This is a genomic window from Agromyces sp. Y558, from assembly GCF_059445415.1.
On the sequence record NZ_JCAIUH010000001.1, the window covers coordinates 1,985,383 to 2,004,747 of the forward strand.

The 19,365-nt window shown below is 67.4% G+C and carries 17 protein-coding genes and 2 tRNA genes; 16 read left to right on the forward strand and 3 right to left on the reverse strand.

The genetic code is table 11. The features are described from left to right. Positions 1 to 214: 214 nt before the first annotated feature. Entirely contained in the window at positions 215 to 1,165 is a 951-nt protein-coding gene (locus AC1C2T_RS09355; protein ID WP_495385092.1) for a DUF559 domain-containing protein, read from the forward strand. 409 nt (positions 1,166 to 1,574) lie between these two features. Here the strand turns inward: AC1C2T_RS09355 and acs are convergent, their stop codons facing one another. Beyond that, a complete protein-coding gene (gene acs / locus AC1C2T_RS09360; protein WP_495362298.1) occupies positions 1,575 to 3,527 on the reverse strand; it encodes an acetate--CoA ligase in 1,953 nt (650 codons plus the stop codon). A 468-nt stretch (positions 3,528 to 3,995) separates the two neighbouring features. Between acs and AC1C2T_RS09365 the strand changes: the two genes are divergently transcribed. Genes AC1C2T_RS09365 through AC1C2T_RS09385 form a run of 5 tightly spaced genes read left to right on the forward strand, consistent with a single transcriptional unit; the run spans position 3,996 to position 7,160 of the window. Then, positions 3,996 to 5,123, forward strand: coding sequence for a TadA family conjugal transfer-associated ATPase (locus AC1C2T_RS09365; RefSeq protein ID WP_495385093.1), 1,128 nt, complete (start codon positions 3,996 to 3,998; stop codon positions 5,121 to 5,123). Beyond that, positions 5,120 to 6,121: a type II secretion system F family protein gene (locus AC1C2T_RS09370; protein WP_495385094.1), complete on the forward strand. Its 1,002-nt coding sequence runs from the start codon at positions 5,120 to 5,122 to the stop codon at positions 6,119 to 6,121. Before AC1C2T_RS09365 ends, AC1C2T_RS09370 begins: the two co-directional genes overlap by 4 nt. A gap of 58 nt (positions 6,122 to 6,179) precedes the next feature. Further along, positions 6,180 to 6,419, forward strand: coding sequence for a DUF4244 domain-containing protein (locus tag AC1C2T_RS09375; protein WP_495385095.1), 240 nt, complete (start codon positions 6,180 to 6,182; stop codon positions 6,417 to 6,419). Positions 6,420 to 6,435: 16 nt separating this feature from the next. After that, positions 6,436 to 6,744: a TadE family type IV pilus minor pilin gene (locus AC1C2T_RS09380; RefSeq protein ID WP_495385096.1), complete on the forward strand. Its 309-nt coding sequence runs from the start codon at positions 6,436 to 6,438 to the stop codon at positions 6,742 to 6,744. Next, positions 6,741 to 7,160, forward strand: coding sequence for an Rv3654c family TadE-like protein (locus tag AC1C2T_RS09385; protein ID WP_495385097.1), 420 nt, complete (start codon positions 6,741 to 6,743; stop codon positions 7,158 to 7,160). Before AC1C2T_RS09380 ends, AC1C2T_RS09385 begins: the two co-directional genes overlap by 4 nt. Positions 7,161 to 7,184: 24 nt before the next feature. Here AC1C2T_RS09385 and AC1C2T_RS09390 read toward each other — a convergent pair whose 3' ends face one another. Beyond that, positions 7,185 to 7,421 carry a hypothetical protein gene (locus AC1C2T_RS09390; RefSeq protein WP_495362304.1) on the reverse strand — a complete coding sequence of 79 codons (237 nt, stop codon included), beginning with the start codon at positions 7,419 to 7,421 and terminating at the stop codon, positions 7,185 to 7,187. Between the two features lie 208 nt (positions 7,422 to 7,629). On the opposite strand from AC1C2T_RS09390, the gene topA reads away from it, so the two are divergent. The 8 genes from topA to AC1C2T_RS09430 all read left to right on the forward strand — a co-directional run bounded on the left by topA (position 7,630) and on the right by AC1C2T_RS09430 (position 16,503). Continuing rightward, a complete protein-coding gene (topA, locus tag AC1C2T_RS09395; RefSeq protein WP_495385098.1) occupies positions 7,630 to 10,431 on the forward strand; it encodes a type I DNA topoisomerase in 2,802 nt (933 codons plus the stop codon). Next, positions 10,428 to 11,048, forward strand: coding sequence for a dTMP kinase (gene tmk / locus AC1C2T_RS09400; protein WP_495362305.1), 621 nt, complete (start codon positions 10,428 to 10,430; stop codon positions 11,046 to 11,048). Before topA ends, tmk begins: the two co-directional genes overlap by 4 nt. A gap of 118 nt (positions 11,049 to 11,166) precedes the next feature. Beyond that, on the forward strand, positions 11,167 to 12,435 hold the full coding sequence (locus tag AC1C2T_RS09405) for a DNA polymerase III subunit delta' (protein ID WP_495385099.1): 1,269 nt from the start codon (positions 11,167 to 11,169) through the stop codon (positions 12,433 to 12,435). Next, a complete protein-coding gene (locus tag AC1C2T_RS09410; RefSeq protein WP_495385100.1) occupies positions 12,432 to 14,018 on the forward strand; it encodes an alpha/beta hydrolase in 1,587 nt (528 codons plus the stop codon). The genes AC1C2T_RS09405 and AC1C2T_RS09410 overlap by 4 nt, the downstream gene beginning before the upstream one ends. A 79-nt stretch (positions 14,019 to 14,097) precedes the next feature. Then, positions 14,098 to 14,170 (forward strand) — tRNA-Thr (locus AC1C2T_RS09415). A 136-nt stretch (positions 14,171 to 14,306) separates the two neighbouring features. Next, positions 14,307 to 15,167 carry a hypothetical protein gene (locus tag AC1C2T_RS09420; RefSeq protein WP_495385101.1) on the forward strand — a complete coding sequence of 287 codons (861 nt, stop codon included), beginning with the start codon at positions 14,307 to 14,309 and terminating at the stop codon, positions 15,165 to 15,167. A gap of 76 nt (positions 15,168 to 15,243) precedes the next feature. Beyond that, the gene (locus AC1C2T_RS09425; RefSeq protein WP_495385102.1) at positions 15,244 to 15,912 is read left to right on the forward strand and encodes a DUF4145 domain-containing protein; all 669 of its coding nucleotides are present in this window, start codon (positions 15,244 to 15,246) and stop codon (positions 15,910 to 15,912) included. After that, positions 15,913 to 16,503, forward strand: coding sequence for a hypothetical protein (locus tag AC1C2T_RS09430; RefSeq protein ID WP_495385103.1), 591 nt, complete (start codon positions 15,913 to 15,915; stop codon positions 16,501 to 16,503). A 523-nt stretch (positions 16,504 to 17,026) separates the two neighbouring features. Here AC1C2T_RS09430 and AC1C2T_RS09435 read toward each other — a convergent pair. Beyond that, positions 17,027 to 17,497, reverse strand: coding sequence for a hypothetical protein (locus AC1C2T_RS09435; RefSeq protein ID WP_495385104.1), 471 nt, complete (start codon positions 17,495 to 17,497; stop codon positions 17,027 to 17,029). Positions 17,498 to 18,079: 582 nt separating this feature from the next. Between AC1C2T_RS09435 and AC1C2T_RS09440 the strand changes: the two genes are divergently transcribed. Next, a tRNA-Thr gene (locus AC1C2T_RS09440) sits at positions 18,080 to 18,156 on the forward strand. Between the two features lie 172 nt (positions 18,157 to 18,328). Further along, a complete protein-coding gene (locus AC1C2T_RS09445) occupies positions 18,329 to 19,312 on the forward strand; it encodes a Gfo/Idh/MocA family protein (RefSeq protein WP_495362308.1) in 984 nt (327 codons plus the stop codon). Positions 19,313 to 19,365: the final 53 nt, after the last annotated feature.

Consider the following 19,365-nt stretch of genomic DNA (forward strand, 5'->3'; position numbering starts at 1 on the left):
ATTGTGATGTAGGACGTAGGTCGCTTTGTAGGTCACCTCCGATGAAGTGTGTCCTACGAAGCGGCCTACGTCCTACATTCATGTGCGGGGCTTCAGCAGGCGACCACGTGAACCGCTCCATGTGCACGCCTCAACAGGTGACGAACGACGCGACGCATCCACAGTCTTCACGCGCGGGCGAGCAGGTTCGCATTCGCGAGCGGATGATTCGTGGATGAGTCCTCCCGCACCCGCTCCCGCTCCCGCACCTGCACCCGCGCTGCGCCGGGCACATGATCTCCGGCCGGTCTTCCGTGCGCTCGGCCCGCTGCAGATCGCTCACCGTGCACAACTGCGAGCGCACGGCGTATCGGCGCACCTGCTGCGTGCGGCGCTCACCGGAGGCGAGCTGCGGCAGATTCGACGTGATTGGTTCGTCGGCGAACGATGCGACGCTCGGTTGATTCGTGCGACCCATGCCGGAGCGACTCTCGGGTGCGTGTCAGCGGCGGCCGTGCACGGCATGTGGGATGTCAGGCCCGATGAGCTCCACCTCAGCGTCGCGCGGAACACTCCGCGTCTCGACGTCAGCACGCCGTCGAATCTCGAGTGCGACCTGCCCGTGCGCACGCACTGGACGCGGCATCCTGAACCAGACGTCGCGCCGCGTGTTCGCGCACCGATCCAGTCTGCGGCGAGTCTGCTGGTGACGATCGCGCACTGCCAACCGTTCGAGCAAGCGGTGATCGTGGTCGACTCCGCGCTGCGGCGCGGACACATCGGGCTCGGCGAGCTCGGTGAACTCGCGACGGTCGATGCCGCACTCGCGAGGGTGCTCGCCCACTCCGGCTCGACGTCGGACTCCGACTCGGAGACGGTTGCGCGGACCCGTCTCGCTCGGCGCGGCATTGTGATGGTTCCACAGGTCGTCATCGACGGTCACCCGGTCGATGGGCTCATCGGCACCGCACTCGTGCTCCAGCTCGACGGGTATGGGCCGCACACGACTCGCCGTCAGCACAATCGCGACCTTCGTCAAGACGATCGGCTGCGCAAGAAGGGCTACATCGTGTTGCGCTACAGCCGCGACCTCGTGCTGCGCGAGTGGTCGATGATCGAGACGACGATCCTCGGCCTCGTGCGTGCGGGCAAGCACCTGACGGGAACGCGCCTGCAGGCATCCTGACTGCGGTTTCGCTGCAGCCTGCCTGCCACTGCCTTGCAGCTTGCTTGCCGCTGCCTTGCAGCTTGTCTGCGACGGCCTTGCAACCTGCCTGCCCCTGCCTTGCAGCTTGTCTGCCCTGCTGCTGCTGCTGCTCGCCGCTGCCGCCACCGAAGCGGTACGCCGAGGTATGTAGGTCGAACGCCTGTTTGTAGGACGCTCCCGCGCGAGTCCGTCCTACATTCAGGCGTTCGACCTACAAACACGTCGGGCGCGGCGAGGGGGCGGCGAGGGAGAGGCGAGAAAAGGCGAGGCGAGAGCGAAGGCGAACGACGGGCGCAGGGAGAGCGAGAGGGCGCGCGAGATCGAGAACGACGGATGCCGCGGCGGGAATGCTCCCGGCCGCGGCATCCGTCACCTGTGCTGACGTCCCTCAGCGCACCTGCTCGCTGATGACCTGCATGATCGAGGTGTCGGCGAGGGTCGTCGTGTCGCCGATCTCGCGGCCCTCTGCGAGGTCGCGCAGTAGTCGCCGCATGATCTTGCCCGAGCGCGTCTTCGGCAGCTCGTTGACGATGAACACCTGACGGGGGCGGGCGATCGCGCCGATCTGCAGGGCGACGTGCTTGCGAAGTTCGTCGCTCGCCGCAACGATGTCGGTCACCTGGTCGGCCTGACTCGTCTTCAGGATGACGAAGGCGACGACTGCCTGGCCCGTGGCCTCGTCGGAGGCGCCGACGACGGCTGCCTCCGCCGTCCAGGGGTGAGCGACGAGCGACGACTCGATCTCGGCGGTCGAGAGACGATGTCCTGACACGTTCATGACGTCGTCGACCCGGCCGAGCAGCCAGATGTCGCGGTCTTCGTCGCGGCGGGCGCCGTCGCCGGCGAAGTACTTGTCGCCGAACTTCTCCCAATACGTCTCTTTGAAGCGTTCGGGGTCGCCCCAGATGCCGCGCAGCATCGACGGCCACGGCTCGGTAACGGTGAGCAGGCCGCCGCCCTCGCCCTCGATCGGCGTGCCATCGTCGTTGACGATGTCGATCGAGATGCCGGGGATCGCCACTTGCGCCGAGCCGGGCTTCAGATCGGTGATGCCCGGCAGTGCCGAGATCATGATCGCGCCGGTCTCGGTCTGCCACCACGTGTCGACCACGGGGATCGAGCCACCGCCGATGACGTGGCGGTACCAGATCCAGGCCTCGGGGTTGATCGGTTCGCCGACCGAGCCGAGGAGGCGGAGGGAGCGCACGTTGAAATCGCGCACGACGTCGCGGCCCTGCTTCATGAAGGAGCGGATGGCGGTGGGTGCCGTGTAGAGGATCGAGACCTTGTACTTCTCGATGATCTCCCACCAGCGACCGGGGTGGGGAGTATCAGGGGTGCCCTCGTAGAGCACCTGGGTTGCGCCGTTCGCGAGTGGGCCGTAGACGACGTAGGAGTGGCCGGTGATCCAGCCGACGTCGGCGGTGCACCAGAACACGTCGCGCTCGGGGTGCAGGTCGAACACGTTCTTGTGCGTGAACGCGGTCTGCGTGAGGTAGCCGCCCGAGGTGTGGAGAATGCCCTTCGGGTTGCCGGTGGTGCCCGAGGTGTAGAGGATGAACAGCGGGTGCTCCGCATTGAAGGGCTGGGCCACGTGCTCGGCGTCGACCGCCGCGAGCTGCTCGCTCCACCACACGTCGCGGCCCTCGGTCCACGCGACGTCGCCGCCCGTGCGATTGACGACGAGCACAGAGCGCACCGTGGTCTCGGCCGCCTCGATGGCCTCGTCGACCGTCGGCTTCAGCGGGAACGCCTTGCCCTTGCGGTAGCCGCCGTCGGCCGTGATGACGACCTCGGCCTGGGCGTCGTCGATGCGGGACTGGAGACTCTTCGACGAGAATCCACCGAAGACCACGGAGTGCACGGCGCCGATGCGCGCGCAGGCGAGCATCGCGACGACGGCTTCGGGAATCATCGGCAGGTAGATCGCAACGCGGTCGCCATCTTTCACGCCGAGTTCGAGCAACGCGTTCGCTGCGCGCTTGACCTCTGCGGTCAGCTCGGCGTAGGTGATGGCGCGGCTGTCGCCGGGCTCACCCTCGAAGTAGAGGGCGACGCGGTCACCGAGCCCAGCTTCCACGTGGCGGTCGAGACAGTTGTAGGCGACGTTCAACTCGCCGTCGTGGAACCACTTGGCGAATGGCGGGTTCGACCAGTCGAGGGTCTGCGTGAAGGGCGTGCTCCAGGTGAGGAGATCGCGAGCCTGTTCGGCCCAGAAGCCGAGCCGGTCGGCCGCTGCCTCCTCGTAGAGACGCTCGTCGGCGACGGCTTGGGCGGCGAACTCGGGGCTCGGGCGGAATCGCCTGATCTCCTCGAGCGCGTGATCGATCTGAATGGTCATGTTTCTTCAGTCGCTCCTTCGCGAGTGCTTCTTCGGATGGGTCGCCTGCCCCACGCAGCACACTACCGGCCGCCCGGAGCGGGTGAAGAATCGCACTGTCGCGTAGCGTCGCAGTGGACTTCCACGGGCCGATCTGCGCGCCTTCCTGTGGTCAAGCGCAGAGAATTCTGTGTGTCGGCACAAATGAGGACAGAAAATGCTTGCGCATCCTTCCGCAGGCCGTATGCTGATTACCGCCCGGACACTCGTTTCGTGGCCTGCAGCGCTCGTGATTCCCCCCAATCCTTGCGCTGCCGAGGCGGCACCTGTTCCCCCCAATGGGTGCCGCCCCCTTCTCGTTAAGGGGCATCGCGAAATCGGCGGTGCATGCAGGTCGAGTCCTCCTCCACAACGGCGTGGGGGAGGCTCTTTCCATACCTGCGGCGCATCGGATGCCGCTGAGCCACTGCAGCTTCGTACGCTCGCGACATGAGTACTCCCTTCGTAGCGACGCCGTCATGGCAGAGCGAGCCGCGCGTGTCGTTCGCCGCGGAAGAGGCGTTCGCGCCACACGACAGCGACGCGCCGCCGCGCGCGCTCGGAGTCGGTTCGTCATCGTCGAGTTCGGGGCGTGCATCGCGGTCGGTCGGAGGTTCCCCCCACGGGCCTGCCTCCGGCGGGCCCGCCCGCAGCGCCGCCGACCTCTCGATGCTCGGCCCGCTCGAGACCTTCGCCTCAGACGGGCCGGTCACCGATCTCTTCGTCAATGGCGAGCGCGGCCTCTGGATCGACCGTGGCGCGGGCGCCGAGCGCGAGCCCGAATGGGTCGCAGACGAAGCCGAGGTGCGTGCGCTCGCAGTGCGGCTCATCGCCCGCGGCGGCCGGCACATCGACGAGGCGACGCCGGCCGTCGATGTGCGGCTGGGGCGCGGCATCCGAGTTCATGCTGTGCTCCCGCCGGTGTCGGCGACCGGCACGGCGATCTCGGTGCGTGTTCCGCGAGCCGGGGGCTTCTCGCTCGCCGCGCTCGCACGAGCCGGCATGGTCGACGCCTCGCACGAGCCGGTGCTGCGAGCGGCCGTCGCCGCCCGCAAGAACCTGTTGGTGACGGGGGCCGGTGGCACGGGCAAGACCACCCTGCTGGCGGCACTTCTCGCCGAGGCTCCCGAACGAGAGCGGCTCGTCATCATCGAAGACGTCGCCGAGCTGCAGGTCGAGCACCCGCACGTCGTCTCGCTCGAGGCGCGGCAGGCGAACCTCGAGGGAGCCGGCAGCGTCGGCCTCGACGCGCTGCTCCGCGAGGCGCTACGCATGCGCCCCGACCGGCTCGTCGTCGGCGAGTGCCGTGGCGCTGAGCTGCGGGAGCTCCTCGCCGCACTGAACACCGGCCATGACGGCGGTGCCGGTACGCTGCACGCGAACTCGCTCGCCGATGTTCCCGCCCGGCTCGAGGCGCTCGGGTCGATCGCGGGCCTCTCGCCCGACGCGCTCGCCCGGCAGACGGTGAGCGCGTTCGACCTGGTGCTGCATCTCGAACGCATCGACGGCAAGCGGCGTCTCGCGCAGATGGGGCGGTTCGAGTTGCGCGGCGACCGACTCGTCGTCGAGGCGATGTGAGCGAGCGGATGCCGCGTGCGACGCGTCTGCCCGAACGCATCGCCCGTCTCAGGCGGCGCCCCGATCCCGCGGCAGAGGTCGATGCGATCGCCGCCGTCACCGAACGACTCGCGGTGCTGCTCGCAGCCGGGGTGCCGGCGTCCAGTGCGTGGAGCCATATCGGTGCCGATGCCGAACCCGATTCCGCCGCTGATTCCGATGCTCTGGTGCTCGCCGGGGCTGCCGCTGCGGCGCTGAACGGCGAGCCCGTTGCGCCGGCCATCACCGCGGCGCGCAACGCGCAACCCGAAGCATCCGCCGCATGGCCCGTACTGGCTGCCGCTTGGGCGGTCGCCGCTGAGTCGGGCGCGCCACTGGCCGGCAGCCTGCGGGAATTCGCAGCCGTGCTGCGTGACGAGGCGCAGCTGCGTCGCGAGGTGCGTGCGGCGCTCGCCGGACCCGAGGCGAGCGCCCGGCTCGTCATGGCCCTGCCGGTGATCGCGGTCGTGTTCGGTGCGACGCTCGGGTTCGACACGCTGGGAGTGCTCTTCGGCAACCCGATCGGCCTCGCCTGTCTCGGGCTCGGGCTGTTGTGCCTGTGGGGCGGCCACCGCTGGAACGCCGCGCTCGCCACGCGAGCCGGTCGATCGCGGGCCGACGCAGGTCTCGAACTCGAGCTGCTCGCCATCGCGATGTCGAGCGGGGTCTCGATCGACCTCGCCAGAGAACTCGCGCGCCGTTCGATCGAGCAGCACGTGCCGCACGCTGGTGACGGCGCCGAAGTCGAGGTGGTGCTCGGTCTCGCGGCCAGAGCCGGGGCGCCGGTCGCCGAGCTCCTGCGGGCCGAGGCGTTCCGAGTGCGTCGAGCCGCCCGCGCGGCGGGCGCAGAACGGGCGGCCGCGCTCGGGGTGCGCCTCATGCTTCCGCTCGGGTTCTGCGTGCTGCCGGCCTTCGTGCTGCTCGGCGTTGCGCCGCTCATGATCTCGGTCATCACGGGCACCCTCGGCGGTGCCGTATGACCCGACCCGACTCGTGCCACTCGACCGCCGGCCCGCCGGCATCACTGGAAGGAACACCATGTCCGAACACTCCACCGCCGACCGCGCTCGAGGGCAGGAGAGCCGCAACCACGCTCGCCGGGTCGCCCGTCGCGTCGCCCGTCGCCTCGCCGGTGAACGCGGCGCGGCGACGGCCGAGTACGCCGTGGCAACCATGGCAGCCGTCGGATTCGCGGGGCTCCTCGTCATCATCCTGCGTGGTGACGAGGTGCGCGGCATCCTCACCGACCTCGTGCGGAATGCGCTCACGGTCGGCTGACGGCGAGCGAGGCGGCGTGACCGCGGAGTTCGCGGTTGCGCTGCCCGCCATCGCGCTGGTGCTCGCCGCGTGCCTCGCTTCAGTACAGCTCGTCGCCTTGCAGGTGCGATTGACGGATGCCGCTGCCGACGCCGCCCGTGCGCTCGGGCGCGGCGAGTCCGATGCCGCGGCGGGCGCCATTGCCGACCGGATCTCGGGCGGCGCAGAGCTCTCGGTCGCAACCGACGGCCAGTTCGTCTGCGCGACGCTCCACACCTCGGGCGCCGGGCTCCTCGCCGCCATAGACCTCCGCGCAGAGTCCTGTGCCGTGACGGGCGGACGATGATGGGCGCGGCGGCTGCTCGCGCAGGGATGCGACCTGCGCGCCGGAATGCCGGCGCGCCCGAGGAGTCCGGTGCGGCATCCGTGCTCGCCCTCGGAATCATCGGGGCGGTGACTGCGCTCACCGTGGCGCTCGTCGGACTGCTCGGCATCTTCGTCATGTCGCAGCGGGCGGAGAATGCCGCGGATGCTGCGGCACTCGCTGCAGCCGACGCGGTCTCTGGTGCCGTGGCGGGTGTGCCCTGTCAGCTCGCAGCCGCTGTCGCGGCCCGAAACGGCGGCGAGCTCGGGGCGTGCGAGAGCAATGGCGCGGTGGCATCCGTCACCGTCACCGTCGGCACCATGCCGGGATTCGAACTCGTCGCCTCGGCCCGCGCCGGCCCACCAGGGTGGCCGGGGCCGCCTGCTTCGCCGGACTGAGTCGGCACCGACTGCTGAACCGGGTCAGTCGAAGACGGTTTCGGTGAAGCGGTACTCGACGGCGCTCGGACGATCGTCGTCGGATGCCGCGAACTCGAGGCCAGCCGCACGCGAGTACACGTAGCGCTTGCCCCGGTCGGCATTCAGCTCGAGCCGCGGGCGCGGATCGCCCGAATCGAGGAAGGCGGTGGCCACCGTCTTGCCTTCGAGCGGTCCGTCGATCAGCTTTGCCGTGTAGGAGCCCGTCGTTGAGGTTTCCATGAGGCCAATTCTCCTCAACCGCGGGCGAACCGCAAGGGGTGGACGCGCCCTCGTCGCGACGGCTCGGGGCGCCCCGAGTACGCGTCCTCCCGGCTGATATGTGTATGGTGTGGCTGTCGGCGCAGCATTCGCCGGCTGATGGCACACCGCTCGGGGGCGCGGCATTCAATGTGCGTTCTCGTCTCAATCGTCAACAATTAGGAGTCTGGTGTCAGGCGCGAAAAAGCTGGTCATCGTCGAGTCACCGACCAAGATGAAATCGATCGCCCAATACCTGGGTGACGGCTATCAGGTGCTCTCTTCGGTCGGGCACATCCGCGACCTCATCGAGCCCAAGAACCTGCCGCCCGAACTGAAGAAGGGCCCGCTCGGCAAGTTCTCGGTCGACGTCGACAACGGCTTCGAGCCGTACTACGTCGTGTCGGACTCGAAGAAGAAGACCGTCGCCGAACTGAAGCGCGCGCTGAAAGACGCCGACGAACTCCTGCTCGCCACTGATGAGGACCGCGAGGGCGAGGCAATCGCGTGGCACCTGCTGCAGGAGCTGAAGCCCAAGGTTCCGGTGCGCCGCATGGTATTCCACGAGATCACGAAAGAGGCGATCGAGAAGGCGAAAGACAACACCCGCGAACTCGACACCGCCCTCGTCGATGCGCAGGAGACCCGGCGAATCCTCGACCGCATCTACGGCTACGAGATCTCGCCCGTGCTCTGGCGCAAGGTCGGGCCCGGCCTGTCGGCCGGTCGCGTCCAGTCGGCGGCGACGAGACTCGTGGTCGACCGTGAGCGAGAGCGACTCGCGTTCGTCGCGGCAGGCTACTGGGACCTCGCCGGGCGCTTCTCGGCCGAGGCAACCGACGGTTCACCCTCGTTCGAGGCGAAGCTCGTGCGGCTCGGCGGCGACCGCGTCGCGACCGGCCGCGACTTCGACGACACCGGCAAGCTGAAGGGCAAGGCCGTCGTGCTCGACGAGGCGACGGCCGGTGCGCTCGTCGCCGCGCTCTCCGCCGACACGGTCTCGCGTACCGTCTCCAAGGTCGAGTCCAAGCCCTACTCCCGCCGCCCGGCGGCGCCGTTCACGACGTCGACCCTGCAGCAGGAATCGGCGCGCAAGCTCCGCCTCTCGGCGCGTGACACCATGCGCGTGGCGCAGTCGCTCTACGAGAACGGCTACATCACCTATATGCGTACCGACTCGTCGTCGCTCTCGCAGCAGGCGATCACCGCGGCCCGCACGCAAGCGACGAAGCTCTACGGCGCCGACTCGATTCCCGACAAGCCCCGCGCGTACGCCAGCAAATCGAAGAATGCGCAAGAAGCTCACGAGGCGATCCGTCCGTCGGGCGAGGTGTTCCGCACACCCTCCGAGCTGCAGAGCGTGCTCCGCGGCAGCGAGTTCAAGCTCTACGACCTCATCTGGAAGCGAACCGTCGCATCCCAGATGGCCGACGCGAAGGGCCAGACGGCCACCGTCACCATCGAGGTCGGGCCTACGGCAGCGGATGCTGCGGCTCCCGCCGAGGCATCGGTGCCGGTCGCCGGAACGATCGCCGAATTCACCGCGAGCGGCACCGTCATCACCTTCCGCGGGTTCCTCGCCGCCTATGAGGAGAGCCGCGACGAAGAGCGCAACGCTGAGGAGACGCCGGGTGAGGCCAAGCTCCCGCCGTTGAAAGAGGGTCAGTCGCTGAACATGGCCGACCTCGAGGCCAAGGGCCACGAGACCTCGCCGCCCCCTCGCTACACCGAGGCGAGCCTGGTCAAGCGGCTCGAAGAGCTCGGCATCGGCCGCCCGTCGACGTTCGCGTCGATCATCTCGACGATCCTCGACCGCGGCTACGTCACGCAACGCGGCCAGGCGCTCGTGCCGAGCTGGATCGCGTTCTCTGTCGTGCGACTGCTCGAAGAGCACTTCGGCGACCTCGTCGAGTACGACTTCACCGCAGAGATGGAAGACGACCTCGACCACATCGCCGCAGGCGAGGCCGACCGCGTCGACTGGCTCTCGAGCTTCTACTTCGGCTCCGACAAGCACCGGGGCCTGCGCCAAGTCGTCGACAACCTCGGTGAGATCGACGCGCGCGAGATCAACTCCGTCGTCATCGCGCCCGACATCACGCTGCGAATCGGCAAGTACGGCCCCTACCTCGAGACGGTCGACGAGACGGCGGCGCCCGACGCGCCACCCCGCCGAGTGAACCTGCCCGAGGGTCTCGCACCCGACGAGCTCACCGAGGCGAAGGCCCGTGAGCTCATCGCTGCGCCGGTTCAAGAGGCCCGAGTGCTCGGCGTGAACCCCGAGAACGGCAAAGAGATCGTCGTGAAAGACGGCCGATTCGGCCCGTACGTCACCGAGCTCGAGCCAACACCGGAGCCCGCAGCAGCACCCGAGGCGGATGCCGCGGCATCCGTCGACCCCGTCACAGGCGAGGTGGCCGACGCGCCGAAGCCGAAGGCGAAGCGCGCCGCGAAGAAGCCCGTCGCCGAGAAGCCGCGCACCGCGTCACTGTTCAAGGACATGCAGGTCGGAGAGATCGACCTCGACACCGCGCTGCAGCTCCTGAGCCTGCCGCGCGTCGTGGGCATCGACCCCGAGTCCGGTGTCGAGATCACCGCCCAGAACGGTCGCTACGGTCCGTACCTCAAGAAGGGCACCGACACCCGCACGTTGCCGAGCGAAGACGCGATCCTCGAGATCGGCCTCGACGGAGCGCTCGAGCTGTTCGCTCAGCCGAAGTACGGCGCCCGCACGGCGTCGAGTGCCCTCAAGGAGTTCGAGGCAGATCCGGTGAGCGGCAAGCCCATCAAGGTGAAGGACGGCCGGTTCGGCCCGTACGTCACCGACGGCACCACGAACGCGACCATCCCGCGCGCGGAGTCGGTGGAAGAGATCACCTTCGAACGCGCCGTGGAGTTGCTCCAGATCAAGCGAGACAAGGGTCCGGCCGCGCCGCGCGCGAAGAAGGCTCCGGCCAAGCGTGCCCCGAAGAAGGCGGCGGCCAAGAAGTGAGCACCGGGCTATTCATCACCCTCGAGGGCGGCGACGGGTCTGGCAAGACCACGCAGGCTGAACGCCTCGGGGCGTGGCTTGCCGGAGAGGGCCGCACCGTCGTGCGCACGCGCGAGCCAGGCGGCACCGACGTCGGTGTGGAGGTGCGCGAGATCGTGCTGCACCACCGCGGCGACATCGCGCCCCGCGCCGAGGCGCTGCTCTACGCCGCGGATCGAGCACATCACATCGCGACCGTCGTGCGGCCGGCGCTCGCGCGAGGCGACGTCGTCATCCAGGATCGGTACATCGACTCGTCGGTCGCGTATCAGGGAGCGGGCCGCGTGCTCGACCCCGCAGCCGTGCGCGGGCTGTCCGAGTGGGCCACCGAAGGGCTCCTGCCCGACCTCACGATCCTGCTCGACCTCGACGCAGCCTCGGCTCGTACCCGTCTCGACGGGGCACGCACGCGGTACGACCGGCTCGAGGCCGAGGCATCCGAGTTTCACGACCGGGTTCGCGGGGCGTACCTCGAGCTCGCCGCCGCCGAGCCCGAGCGCTTCCTCGTCGTCGACGCCTCGTCGCCGATCGACGAGATCGCCGAAGCGATCCGCGTACGCGTGGCCGGTCTCCTCTGAGCGTGCTCACCGTTCGTGCGACGGTTTGCGCCTGTGCGGTGGTTCGCCGCGTGTCCTCCCCGCCGCAAAGCGTCGTCGGACGGGCCCGCGTGACAGCGGCTGACGGTAGCGTTGACGCGTGAGTGTGTGGAGTGAGCTGACCGGGCAGGATGCCGCGATCGCGCTGTTCCGAGCGGCCGCAGAGTCCGCCGGTGCACCCACTCGCGGTGCGCCGCCGCTCGACGGTGACGCCGCTGCAGCCGGCAACGACGCAGCCGGCAACGACGGGCCGACGACAGGCGCGCGCGCGACGGGCGCGGGTGCACAGCAGATGACGCACTCCTGGCTGGTGACGGGCCCGCCCGGCTCCGGTCGCTCGAACCTCGCGTATGCGTTCGCGACGGCGCTCATCTCTGGCGACCCCGACGGCGACGAGCGCACTCAGGCGCAGGTCGATGCGCGCAGTCACCCCGATCTGCACGTGCTCGCGACCGAGGGCGTCATCATCAAGCGCGATGACGTGCGCGATATCGTGCGCCGCTCGCACTACGCACCATCGATCGGGCGGCACCGGGTCATCATCGTCGAAGACGCCGACCGCATGACCGAGCAGACCTCGAACTTCCTGCTCAAAGAACTCGAAGAGCCGCCCGACCGCACCGTGTGGATCCTCTGCGCACCGAGCGAAGCCGACCTCATCCCCACGATCCGGTCGCGCGTGCGCTCAGTTCGACTCCAAGTGCCGAGCGTCGCGGATGTCGCGGCCCTCCTCGAGCGCCGCGACGGCGTCGATCCCGTGCTCGCCGAACGTGCAGCACGCGAGGCGCAGAGCCACATCGGCATGGCGCATCGGCTCGCGACCAACGATGAGGCGAGGCGTCGCAGGTCCGAGACCCTCGAGCTCGCGCTCGCGGTGCGTTCGACCTCCGGAGCCGTGGCGACGGCGGCACGGTTCATCGAGATCGCCGGCGAAGACGCCAAGGCGATCAGCGAGCTGCGCGATGCCGAAGAGCGGGCACACGCCCTGCACTCACTCGGCGTCGCTCCGGGGCAGGCGGTGCCCAACGCGCTGCGCCCGCAACTGAAGGCCCTCGAAGACGATCAGAAGCGCAGAGCGACCCGCAGCCTCCGCGACGGCATCGACCGCATCCTCGTCGACCTCGCGTCGCTCTACCGCGACATCCTGCTCATCCAGCTCGCCGCTGACGTGCCGCTCGTCAACCGTGAGCTCGAGGCGGGCATGCAGCGGGCAGCGGCATCCGCGACGCCTGCACGCACGCTCGCGACGCTCGACGCCATCCAGCTGGCGCGCACCCGCATCGACGGCAACGTGCAGCCTGCCCTCGCACTCGAGGCGATGCTCGTCTCCGCCATCCGGCGACCGACCACCGAACGAGGGGCCGCATGACCGACACGCGTCACAACACCGCCAGACGACGCCGCCGCCCCGAGCCAGCCGAAGGAATGCCTCGTGGCATCCGTGCGATCGCGGTCGTCGGTGCCCTCGCGGCACTGCTCGCGCTGAGCGGCTGCGTGCCCTCGATGCTGAACGTCGAGCAGCCGGTCTCGACGCCGACGGGCGAAGAGGTCGACGCCGAACTCGAACCCTTCTACTCGCAGGTGCTGAAGTGGGAGCGATGCGGCGACGACATGGGCTGCGCCACGGCGAAGGCGCCGCTCGACTGGAGCGACCCTGCGGCAGGCGAGACCGAGCTCGCCCTCGTGCGGCACGTCGCGACCGGTGACAAGATCGGCTCGCTGCTCGTGAACCCGGGCGGACCCGGCGGCTCGGGCTACGACTTCGTGATGGATTCCCTCGACTTTGCCGTCGGCAAGCCCCTGCAGGAGCGGTACGACGTCGTCGGGTTCGACCCCCGGGGCGTCGGGCGCTCGGCAGGGGTGGCCTGCTACGACGCACCCGAGATGGATGAGTACCTCTACGGCATCACGCCCGGCGAGCGGGGCAGCGACGAGTGGATCGCCGCGGCCGAGGCCATCGAGGCCGACTTCGGTCAGGCGTGCAGCGAGCAGACCGGCGAGCTGCTCGGCAACGTCGACACCGAGAGCGCCGCGCGTGACCTCGACCTGCTTCGCGCGATCCTCGGGGACGAGAAGCTCAACTACCTCGGCTACTCCTATGGCACCTTCCTCGGAGCCACCTACGCCGAGCTCTACCCCGACAATGTCGGCCGGCTCGTGCTCGACGGGGCGATCGACCCCGCCGCGAGCGAGTCCGAAGTCTCCCAGGCCCAGGCCGTCGGGTTCGAGAACGCCCTGAAGGCCTACCTCGAATTCTGTCTCTCGGGCACTGAATGTCCGTTCGACGGCACGGTCGACGAAGCTGCCGACGAGATCAGCCGGCTCCTGGCATCCGTCGACCAGAGCCCGCTGCGCGGCACCGACGGACGCCTCGTGGGCGCCGACACCCTCGTCACGGCGATCATCTACCCGCTGTACAGCGTCGACTCGTGGCCGTACCTGAACGACATGTTCGAGGCCGTGATGTTCGGCGACGCCGATATGGCGCTCTCGTTCGCCGACGGCTACAACGGTCGGAGCGAAGACGGCACCTATCTCGACAATTCGGCCGAAGCATTCAGTGCGGTGAACTGCCTCGACTACACCTACCAGTCCGACGTCGCGGTGATGCGCGAGAAGGCCGCCGCCGTTGCGGAGGTCGCCCCGATCATCGGGCCGTACTTCGGGTTCGGCGACCTCGGATGCATCAATTGGCCCTATCAGGGCGACCGCGAGCGGGCCGAGGTTCACGCTGAGGGTGCCGCGCCGATCCTCGTCATCGGCACGACGGGTGACCCGGCCACGCCGTACGAGTGGGCCGTCGCCCTCGCCGAGCAACTCGACAGCGGAGTGCTCGTCACCTACGAGGGTGAGGGCCACACGGCGTACAACAAATCGAACTCGTGCATCAACGACGTGGTCGAGTCGTACTTGCTCGACGGCACCGTGCCGGCGAGCGATCCGAAGTGCTGATGGTGGTCATCGACGGTTGCGAAACCCGCTAACATTGATTCTCGTGCCACCCGGTGCGCTTTGAGCGCCCGGATGCCACGCCGCCTTAGCTCAGTCGGCAGAGCGTCTCACTCGTAATGAGAAGGTCGTGGGTTCGATTCCCACAGGCGGCTCCGACCAGAAGCCCGGAACAACGCAGATCGCGTGGTGTCCGGGCTTCTGTAATTGTGCAGGGCTGTCGGAGTATCCCCTCCTGAACCCCTCCTTGGGAATGCCGAGTGTCGCAAGGCCGCTGCTAGGTTCGTGGTCATGTCCGATGAGTGGTTCCCAATGGGCTCTGGTGCTGAACAGTTCGAGACGCTCGTTGCGGGCGTACCCACCTGGATGCGCCGGGACCTCACAGCTTGGCTCAAAGACGCGCTCGTATTCCAAGATAGCTTCGGCCAGACTCGGCGTCGCGTTGGTCTGGTTCGGGCTTTCGACCAGCGAGCCCGTAGAGCCGACCCATTGTCGCACCCGTTCGAGGACGACGGCTTCAGCAGTCTGGAGCGGACCCTTTTCGCCGATCAAGATACCTATGTCCAGTTCATCGACTATCTCGTGTGGCGCCTCGCAGGCGCAGATAACGACCTGAGCCGCAAGAAACTTGCCGAGCTCGACGACATCCTCGTGCGCTGCAGCTCAGAGTGGAAGGTCGGCACCCGAGCGGGCGTCCCCGGTCTCGAGAAGCGAGTCCCCGAAGGCGTGCAGCAGGCGGCTAACACCGCCATGGCGACGCAGGGCCACGCCGGAACTCTCCTGTCCGCGGCGTGGCACTCAGCGTTCGGCCTGGGTCCGAATCCGGAGACCGCCTATCGCAAGGCGGTCTTGGCCGTGGAAGCAGCAGCGATCCCCGTCGTCATTCCCACCGACAAGTCCGCCACGCTCGGCAAGGTCTTCGCGGTAATGCGCGATCAGGGGGACTGGGGTTTGGACATCGCCAAGCAGCACTCCGATTACTCGACGATCAAGGTGTTGCTCGGGATGGTGCAGATGCTTTGGGCGGGACAGGGGCGGCATGCAGGACAGCACGACTGGACCCCGAACACGCAGGCGGAGGCTGAGGCCGCAGTGATGCTCGCTGTGCCGCTCGTGCAGTGGTTCAGCTCGGGAGCCGTAACGCAGCGGTAGCGGTGTCCGCCAGGATCGGCACTGAACCCTCCTTTGGGGCTGCCGTGTGACGGAGGACCGCTGCTAGGTTCAGGGCATGAAGTTCGCTGAACTGGCGTATCGGGATTGTGGTTACTGCCGCACGGTTAGCGTTGCATTGGACGAGCGCTGGTCGGACCGCCATATCAAAGATGCACAGGGCGAGAAGCACTATTGGGCTGCATACGCATGTCCGCGATGCGGAAACGTGACGCTAGTCGAAATGCACATGCACAACGACTACAACACCGGTGATGCATCCATTGCGCACGAGTCAGAGGTGTCGGCTGCTCGAGTGTTGCCGAATGCCGACGACTTTGGCATCTCGGTTAAGCACCTGCCGGACGATGTAGCTGGATTCTTCGACGATGCTCAACGTGCACTCATCGCTGGCTTGCCGGATGCTTCCGCCGTGCAGCTCCGCAAGACCCTCGAAGCTGCCGCTGCAAAGAAGGGCGTGGACGAGCGAAATCTCTACACAGCAGTGAAGAAGCTTCTCGAAGGCAACTACATCACTCAGGACTTCGCGGGATTGCTCGAACATATTCGCAAGATCGGTAACATCGGCGCGCATTTCACTGACACGCGGCTCACCGGGCCGGAGGTCGAGCGGTCTCTACGATTCACTACGCAGGTGCTTCGCAACTTATTCGAGGTTCCCGGAGAGCTTGCCGAACTTGAGGCAGAGACTGCGGCAGCGGAAGCAACCGAGCCAGTAGAGACATAGGTGCCCGCCGAGCCTGCCTTCGACGTCGGGTCGTTGATCGAGACGATCGCCACGATCGGGGCACTAATGGGTGTTGGGGTGTCGTTCTACTTTGCGCGTCGTGGGCAGAAGCAAGATCTGGTCCTTGCCACCGCGGAGGCAGAGCGCGCCGTGCGAGCAGAGGCAGCTGGGGCCGCAAGCGCAGAACGAGCCGAGAACGCTGCCGCACTGACCATCGACACAATGGCGCGGATGGCTGATGCGCTAGACAACATCGCTGCCAAGGGCTTCGGCGCCCCGACGATTCTCGCCGAGGCTCCACCCGCACGCGTTGTGTGGGAGTTGACACACTTTCAGAATGATGCCTACAAGCTGGAGAACGAGGGCGATGCGCCCGCCTACAAGGTAGTGATCCGCGCCCACGAGACGATGCACGTTCCGGGGGCGCTGCCCGCTCCAGAGAGCGTTTTCCCGCATGAAGCTGTGACCTTCGTATTGGCTCGTAGTATGGGAACAACTGACTCCACGATCACCGTTGAATGGTCGAATGAGCCGGATGGCGAGGAGCGCGAGGTGTGGCGTTATCCATTGCCGCCTCGGCCTCGCCGCTAGCCAGGCGGGCCACCGGTCGGACGTCGCGGTTGCGAGCGGAGACTGCATCGAGGGCGCCCATGCTGGCGTCGTGGCTGCCGTTGAACAGGTGTGGAGATGGCCTTCGGGGTGTTGATGTTCGCGAGCCCCATCCACCGGCTCACTTTGCGAATCTCGAAATCCGCTGCTGCGCAAGTGCTCGCGTAGAAGTGTCGAACGTCGTGCCATCGAACGTCGGGCAGGCTGAGCCGACGTAACGCAGGCTTGAAGTAGTGCCGGTACACGCTGCCACGTCGAACTGCCCGTCGTAGTCCAGCGGAGCACATTCGTCTCCGTGCCCTCTAGGCACGCGACCCGGGCCATAGCGCTGCGTCGCTGTCGAGCTTGTGCGAGTGCGGTTCGAGGTAGGCCGCAAGCGCAGTCAGCCGGTCGCGGCTCAACGGCACGTCGCGGGTGCTACGGGGCCATGGGCGTGCCGACCGATAACCAACCACCTTCACCCGTTGCACGGTGCGCCGCAGGGACATGTGGCAACGGAGGAAGTTCACGTCTCGAATCCTGAGCGCCGCCAGTTCACCAACTCGTAGACCCGTGTACGCCGTGGAGCGGACCGCCAACCCGTAGGGCGCGTGGGCATCGAGTTCTGCGGCAACAGCGGCGACCTGCTCGGGGGAGAGGAACACCGGTCGACGACGGCGCGGGGGTTCACCGCGATCATGCGGTGCTTCACGGCGTAGCCGAATGCCTTCGACAGCGCGACGTATGCGCCCAGCACGGAGGCCAAAGCGAGAGTGCGCCCGGTCTGCGCCGACACCTTCGTTTGCATGTCCACGATCCAAGCCTCGATGCGCATCGAAGCGGTCGAATTGATCCGGCGCGCGCCGAAGGTCGGGTCGATGTGCAACCTGTAGGCGAGTTCGTTCTGTCCTGCGGTCTTCGGCTTCAGTCGAGAAGCGCTCGCCGTCGTAGACGCCTCTGCAACCTCGCGGAACTTCTTGCCGCCCCGTTCTGTCATGAGATGGGCACGATGTCTACGCCGTCACGGTGATGGGCGAGCCGGTACGGTCTGACCATGGACTTTCGCGTAACGATCGCCATCCTGCTCATCGTCGGCTTTGTCGTGACCGTGGCCGGTCTGTGGTCAGCGTTCATCAAGACTTCTCGGAGTCTGCGTACAAGGGAGCTCAAGTACGCGCGACATCTGGACTTGCGGCTAATGCACATGCTGAGGTGGGTGAGATTGGCGAGTATGTGTCCACCAAGGAGTGGAGCGATCACCAGAATCAGGTGAATAGCAAGTACGCGCAGATTCGTGAAGCTGAAGGAATCCATCCCGGCAACTTGGGGTCTGTCGACTTGTCGGGACAGACCGTGGTGATCGAGGTGATGCGAGACGCTTTCACGTCGGTTCGAAGCAACTTGATATGGGCTGGGATCGGAGCCCTGATGAGCACAGGCGCATCGGTCTGGGCACTTTGGCCCGTCACATAACCCGTCCGAGCATGCCGAGTTGCGCCGGCCCGCGCCGGTTTACGCCGGGCGCGCGCACGGGCGGAGACTCAGCGTTCTCGCCCGTACTGGGCCGACGTGCGCCGCCGCCGCCTAACGCAACCACCTCAGCCGCACTCACTCGTAATGAGAAGGTCGTGGGTTCGATTCCCACAGGCGGCTCCAGTTCCGCTGGTGTCACCGCACACGAACGGCCCGGGTTCTCCGGGCCGTTCGTGTCTCGCCCTGGAGAAACTTGCGCGCGTCACGACTCACGGTGCGTCGACCTCGTGACTACCGCAGTTCCCAGAACAGGGGCGGGCCGGTGGCGAGGCGATCGCCGAATAGGCTGTCGCGTATGACGGAACGACTGCGATGGGGAATCCTTGCGACCGGCGGCATCGCCCATGCCTTCACCAATGACCTGAAGCTCAACGGATTCACCGTGCAAGCGGTGGGCTCGCGCTCGCAGGAGGGCGCCGACGCGTTCGCCGCGGAGTTCGGCATCCCGAATGCGCACGGCAGCTACGAGGCGCTCGTGGCCGACCCAGAGGTCGACGTGATCTACGTCTCCACGCCCCATCCGATGCACGCCGCGAACGCGACCCTCGCCCTCGAGGCAGGCAAGCACGTGCTCGTCGAGAAGGCGTTCACCGTCAACGCCGATGAGGCGCGCGCGGTCGCCGAACTCGCCGCCGCGAAGGGCCTGCTCGCGCTCGAGGCGATGTGGACGCGGTACCTGCCGCACATGGCGCGCATCCGCGAGATCATCGCCGAGGGCACGCTCGGCGAGGTGCGCTCGCTCATCGCCGACCACACCCAGCTGCTCTCCGACGATCCCGCACACCGCATCAACGCGCTCGAGCTCGGCGGCGGAGCCCTGCTCGACCTCGGCATCTACCCGATCTCGTTCGCGTGGGACATCTTCGGTGAGCCCAGCACCATCCAGGCTTCGGCCACCTTCAAGACGACGGGCGCCGACGCGCACATCGCAGCAGTCTTCGGCTACGAGGGCGGGCGCACGGCGGTCACGTTCTCGGCGAGTGACACGAAGGGCCCGAACACGGCTGTCGTGCTCGGCACCGCCGCCCGCATCGAGATCGACCACGTCTGGTACACCCCGACGACGTTCCGCGTCGTCGCCGCCGACGGCACCGTCATCGAGGAGTACCGCTCCGAGGTCACCGGGCGCGGCATGCAGTATCAGGCTGAAGCGGTCGAGCGTCTCGTCGCCGCGGGCACACTCTCAGGAGACCTCCTGCCGATCGATGAGACCGTCGCGATCATGGCGTCGCTCGACGAGATCCGCCGGCAGATCGGGCTCGTCTACCCGGGAGAATGACACCGTCGGCACGTGATTCCGGCGCATGATCAGGTTCTCTTGAGGAAGGCTCG

Excerpts from the sequence above, each read along its gene's own strand:
- AC1C2T_RS09355 (WP_495385092.1), top strand. The coding sequence starts at position 215 with ATGAGTCCTCCCGCACCCGCTCCCGCTCCCGCACCTGCACCCGCGCTG.
- acs (WP_495362298.1), bottom strand. The coding sequence starts at position 3,527 with ATGACCATTCAGATCGATCACGCGCTCGAGGAGATCAGGCGATTCCGC.
- AC1C2T_RS09365 (WP_495385093.1), top strand. The coding sequence starts at position 3,996 with ATGAGTACTCCCTTCGTAGCGACGCCGTCATGGCAGAGCGAGCCGCGC.
- AC1C2T_RS09375 (WP_495385095.1), top strand. The coding sequence starts at position 6,180 with ATGTCCGAACACTCCACCGCCGACCGCGCTCGAGGGCAGGAGAGCCGC.
- AC1C2T_RS09385 (WP_495385097.1), top strand. The coding sequence starts at position 6,741 with ATGATGGGCGCGGCGGCTGCTCGCGCAGGGATGCGACCTGCGCGCCGG.
- AC1C2T_RS09390 (WP_495362304.1), bottom strand. The coding sequence starts at position 7,421 with ATGGAAACCTCAACGACGGGCTCCTACACGGCAAAGCTGATCGACGGA.
- AC1C2T_RS09410 (WP_495385100.1), top strand. The coding sequence starts at position 12,432 with ATGACCGACACGCGTCACAACACCGCCAGACGACGCCGCCGCCCCGAG.
- AC1C2T_RS09420 (WP_495385101.1), top strand. The coding sequence starts at position 14,307 with ATGTCCGATGAGTGGTTCCCAATGGGCTCTGGTGCTGAACAGTTCGAG.
- AC1C2T_RS09425 (WP_495385102.1), top strand. The coding sequence starts at position 15,244 with ATGAAGTTCGCTGAACTGGCGTATCGGGATTGTGGTTACTGCCGCACG.
- AC1C2T_RS09435 (WP_495385104.1), bottom strand. The coding sequence starts at position 17,497 with ATGACAGAACGGGGCGGCAAGAAGTTCCGCGAGGTTGCAGAGGCGTCT.
- AC1C2T_RS09445 (WP_495362308.1), top strand. The coding sequence starts at position 18,329 with ATGACGGAACGACTGCGATGGGGAATCCTTGCGACCGGCGGCATCGCC.